The sequence below is a fragment of the Hazenella coriacea genome (genome assembly GCF_004341825.1).
GTDB lineage: Bacteria > Bacillota > Bacilli > Thermoactinomycetales > Thermoactinomycetaceae > Hazenella > Hazenella coriacea.
Genome location: NZ_SMAG01000018.1, coordinates 1 through 4907, shown reverse-complemented (window position 1 = coordinate 4907; position 4907 = coordinate 1). Strand labels below are relative to the sequence as shown.

At 32.9% G+C, this 4907-nt stretch carries 3 protein-coding genes, 2 tRNA genes, 1 rRNA gene and 2 pseudogenes; all 8 read right to left on the bottom strand.

What is annotated here, in order from left to right:
* Positions 1 to 401 precede the first annotated feature (401 nt).
* A pseudogene (locus EDD58_RS15190) lies at positions 402 to 533 on the bottom strand (DivIVA domain-containing protein); the annotation flags it as partial.
* Positions 522 to 662: pseudogene (locus tag EDD58_RS15185) on the bottom strand (DivIVA domain-containing protein); the annotation flags it as partial. The pseudogenes EDD58_RS15185 and EDD58_RS15190, both read right to left, overlap by 12 nt.
* A gap of 643 nt (positions 663 to 1305) precedes the next feature.
* Positions 1306 to 1503, bottom strand: coding sequence for a hypothetical protein (locus EDD58_RS14635; protein WP_131926865.1), 198 nt, complete (start codon positions 1501 to 1503; stop codon positions 1306 to 1308).
* 608 nt (positions 1504 to 2111) lie between these two features.
* Positions 2112 to 2297, bottom strand: a complete 186-nt coding sequence (locus EDD58_RS14630) for a hypothetical protein (protein ID WP_131926863.1) — start codon at positions 2295 to 2297, stop codon at positions 2112 to 2114.
* Between the two features lie 1253 nt (positions 2298 to 3550).
* Positions 3551 to 4129 (bottom strand): hypothetical protein, encoded by a 579-nt coding sequence (locus EDD58_RS14625; protein ID WP_131926861.1) that lies wholly within the window; start codon positions 4127 to 4129, stop codon positions 3551 to 3553.
* A 446-nt stretch (positions 4130 to 4575) separates the two neighbouring features.
* Positions 4576 to 4651: transfer RNA gene (locus EDD58_RS14615), tRNA-Ala, on the bottom strand.
* 9 nt (positions 4652 to 4660) lie between these two features.
* Positions 4661 to 4737: transfer RNA gene (locus EDD58_RS14610), tRNA-Ile, on the bottom strand.
* A 92-nt stretch (positions 4738 to 4829) separates the two neighbouring features.
* Positions 4830 to 4907, bottom strand: a 16S ribosomal RNA gene (locus EDD58_RS14605); the annotation flags it as partial.

Below are 4907 nucleotides of genomic sequence, written 5' to 3'. Positions count from 1 at the left end.
AAACTTAAAACTTCTTCCGGTGAATGCAACATGACATCTAGACTAGATATCGTGTTCTTCCATATTCACATTTTCAAGGTGCAATCTTCATCTCGTCGCAATCTCGCAACGACAAGATATAATATATCATGGTCTGATAGAGTTTGCAACCCCTATTTTAATGTTTTTTTAGTTGTTTTTTATTAGACCTTTAACAGATAGTAAAGATCCTTTTAATAAGAGTTCAAAGCTATTTCAGGTTTAAAGTCAATTCCAAACTCAAATGAATTCAAACCTATTGGTAGCATAATAAAAATCATATTATCGTCCTCAATTCAACTTGGAAAATAAAAAAGTTAGATAAGTAATACCAAGCATTCCAAGGACCCTCTACAAAACAAAGATTGATTCTATACGCGATCCAGCTTTTTATATTTCCGAATAATCTGATCCAAAAAGTCATTCACCTCATCAACATCATAACCAATGAATGAACGCTTAAACTGTTTACTATGTATACCATGAACACTTAAATGCGACTGTGCTTCTTCCACATCGGATCCAAGCCCCTCAAAATCTTGAATAATCAAGCTTAAATAAGCATTCACCTCATCGGCATCAAAACCCAATAGTGAACGCTTAAACTTTTTACTTCGAACATCATGAACACTGAAGTCAGACATCTCTCCCATTTCAGTGCTAGGAAGCGTTCTAAGCCGAAATGAACGTATACAAAAAATCACAATAAGAACTCCTAATAAACTAGTACTCCAATAAAGCCATCCATCGATCTTAGACGCAGTAATAATAAAGAGTACAATTAGAACAATCCACTTTAATATTTTCAGTAATTGATCCACACTCATCCCTCTTTTATTTTAGTAACTTTGCACATTCTCCACTTTATAGAGACACAAAGATTACAGTGTAGGGATTAAACAGATCCAACTACAACAGCTATTGATCTTGGCATCCAGCCCAATTATGTCCATAAAAATACAAGCAAATGGAACAAGCTTAACAATGATAGTACTATGGCTGATTCAAACCAAAATCCTTTTATTTCTACGTCTTTCTCTCTAAAATACAGAAGCCAATAATAAACAGTTGCAAGAGCAAAAGGGATCATTGATTCCTCAACCCAATTAACATTCTGAAAATAATATACATAGCCCCATAATAAAATATAAATAATGAAAAAACTATAGGTAGTTAACTTTCCCTTTTTTGACACTTTGGATTTTCTCCCTACTATTGATCATCAATAAGTATAATTATTGATGAAAATCCCCCATTGGTCTGCTGAAAGTTTCATTTGATGAACACCTATCGCCGCTTTAAAATATTTATGACAAACACAATAAACATTATAAGTATGTATAATACTAAAACTCCACCAATAAGATATGATGATATAGGATACTCTATTTCCAACTTCTTAATTACATATGCACCTATCATCATAACAACAAAGACACCAACACTCATCATGATTCCATAAATAATCATTGTTTTTTTCTCCATCAGATCTCCTCCTTTTTTATCAATATTTTTTTCTTAATTGAAAGAGACTCCATTCCTCATATCCCAAATTCACATATTTTTGATAAAGCCAAGCCTAGATCATTTGTAACCTACAATCCTAATACAATAGAGTCAGAATAAAATAAGTAGTGATTCCAATAATGAAAATATGAAAAGTTTCTTAATCACCTAGATCCCTCTTTTAAAATCAAATACCTTAATGTAGTTATTAACATGTAAATATAAAGTCGAAAATCATTTCAACTATCCTTCTACCTGTATCTCTTATGAGATAAATTAGAAAATACTTATTACCATCTAAGACTAAACATATTTTTTAGATACATATATAAACTAAAGCCAACAATTGCTGTTCCAAACGAAAGATATAAATCCATTGGAAACTCAAATCTAACTACTTAACCAAATATATTTAATCTCTGAAAAAATAAACATGATAGTCATGAAGATAACAACGATACCCAATAAGTTACCAGTTATTTCTTTGAATATTGCAGGCAATCTTCTCAAACTCCCCATCACTTTTAAATTTTCTAAGGAGTTTATTCGGACCAGTCGAATATAGCCATAATTATACAGTCGATAGATCAAATCAACATATCGTTAAAGAAAAGTACCATAAAAATGAATATCATGATGACATCAAAAGCAATAATAATTTTCTTCCTCTTCGAAGGCTTCATCTTTTTCAATTTGAGCCCTATGACAAATGTAAAAATAGTGTGTAGTACAGCAAAAACTAAAATACTAATGATCGGCAAATCCTGTTCCAACTTTATCATCTCCTTTAGAAACTCTTTCATTTTAGCTATTATTGATTTTAATTTACAAAGGGAGGATAGCCCTTCTTCCATTAATTAAAGAACTAGTACATACAAATTGCTCATTCTCTACGAAACTTCTTAATCCTTTCCAAGACCTTTTACAACATTATTTTCTTCCAAATCTATTATTAACACCACTACTACATAAATTATATTTAAAATAGCCCAACTTGACCCTAAATAGTAAAATCAAAGTTGTTAATAAAAACAAAAAGGGGGTTACTAAAAAAAGACTATCCAATTTCTTTTTCTTTGTAGTCCTCAATTCATAGATTAAATTCTGATCAATACAATTTATACATAACCTCTGTTACTTCTCCCTATTTTCAATTCTGAAATAAAAAAGGTCTTCGATCTACCGATGACCTCAAGCAATTATAAGTCTATTTTTTGGGTTTATCAAAAATACAATTATCATACAGATCTGCAAAGAGACAGTGAAATACCCTAACCTCTCCTTCTTTATGAAACTCCATTTTAACACCTTCCACCAGCATGCTTACAATCTCATTGGATAGTAATGAAATAATTTTTTGATCGTTTCTACATAATGATCCAGAAAAAATATGAGACCATGCCCCAATGTTCAAAATTACTCAAAGAGACATGATCTAAAAATTAGTTAAATAAGGCTAAGGTTTTTCTTTCTTATGACTGTCATCTTCTTGATTCATGAACCTAGCTATTAATTTAGCAGACCATTTTTTATAATCAAGGGAAATCCCAACAATTAATGATAAAAGGGAACTAATATAGCCAATCGAACCAAGAGACTATTCGTCTTCTCAGCCCAGATCATAAAAGATAAAACTAATGTTGCAGTTACAAGTAAGATTGTTACTATGAGCACGACAAATAAAGTGTCATCCATAATATATCACCTCTAAAAAATAACAGCACTGTGAAAATAAATTTTATCTATATCGCCAAGCAAGACGCATGTAATTTACACCATCTCTTATTCTTAAGAGCCCATTTATAACAAAATACAACCTCACTTTTGCATAGACAACAGTAACGAAACTTGCGATCAACACAACTTAATAAATCTAAAATCCTAGAGTGTAAACTATCTCTCGAATCTTTTTTTCTCAAGTACTTCTGTTATAGGGTTGTGTATAACAATAAGTTTACACAACCCTATAGCCCTGGACAAAGAACTATGTTACAAAAGAGATTAGCTTGGCTACAATCTTCCTATTTTACACATTGTTACCTTTTTGATGATTGAATAGTAGTTTAAAGGTTTTTTCACCTGTAGTATCACAGTTCATTTTAATTACATCTTCAATGAAAACAGTTGATTCTCCATCTTCTAATCCACTATAAGTAATTCGTGAAATAGTAATCTCTTTTGCACAAACATCTTTAACAAACCCAATTATATCATCTTGATTTTCTGTCTCATCTACACAAATAGTTACTACTAAATTTTTCTTTTGAGCAATACTAAGAGATTCTTTAAATAGATTCAAATTCTGCATTGCTAATATTTTAATGAAATCTTCATGTTGTTGTTTTTGAATTGAATATAGTAATTCTAGTCGCCGTTCATACTCTCCACTGACATCAACTCGAAAAACATCTTCTATTCTTCTGATAATATAACCATCACTAATCCCTTCTGGTGTTACATGTTTCATGACAAATTGTTCAGTGGTCAATGAATCTATAAATCCGACAGACGATTTCTCAGGTTGATATCGATTTGAATAAACAGAAACCATTAATCCTTCTTCAAATGAGCGCTTTAAGACTGACATTATATAGCTTTCCTTCATTATCTTTCACTCCAGTACACTTTTCCTACCTAAATCTTTTCCAAGTGTCTTTCTTTTTCTTCTTTTCATTTCCCACATTACCTACTTTACCTACTTTGGAAACGATGGCGGTAATGTTTCCTTTGGCATCATAGGTGTATTTGAACTCTTCAAGAAGTTCTCCTGTTTAAACCGATAACCGGATATGGATTCTTTCCGCGGAGCCCGTGGTCGAAGACAGATTATTTTTATTGTCATATTCATTGGTTGTTGTATTACCTTTGGCATCCGTTTCTTTGATCGGATTATTTTGGTCATCGTATTGCGTTGTTGTTGTTTCACTTAACGGATTTGCCGTTTGGGTTAAGTTTCCATTTTCATCATATGTATTTCCATTAAATATAAAACCCTGTTCTATAAATAAAAAACCGCCTAGTTTCTTATTAAGAAACTAGGCGGTTAATCTTTGGTGGAGCTAAGCGGGATCGAACCGCTGACCTCCTGCTTGCAAGGCAGGCGCTCTCCCAGCTGAGCTATAGCCCCAAATATAGATGGTGGGCCTAGGCTGACTCGAACAGCCGACCTCACGCTTATCAGGCGTGCGCTCTAACCAACTGAGCTATAGGCCCATTATGTATTCCCTGAAAACTAAAGAGTGAGTAAAAGCATGACCTGAGAGAGAAAATTCGTATCGTCATGTATCAATAAAGATACTCCGTAGAAAGGAGGTGATCCATCCCCACCTTCCGGTAGGGATACCTTGTTACGACTTCACCCCAATCATCTGCCCCACCTTCGG

Bases quoted from the DNA above. Each gene is read 5' to 3' on its own strand.
- EDD58_RS14635 (WP_131926865.1), bottom strand. From the start codon at position 1,503: ATGGAGAAAAAAACAATGATTATTTATGGAATCATGATGAGTGTTGGT.
- EDD58_RS14625 (WP_131926861.1), bottom strand. From the start codon at position 4,129: ATGAAGGAAAGCTATATAATGTCAGTCTTAAAGCGCTCATTTGAAGAA.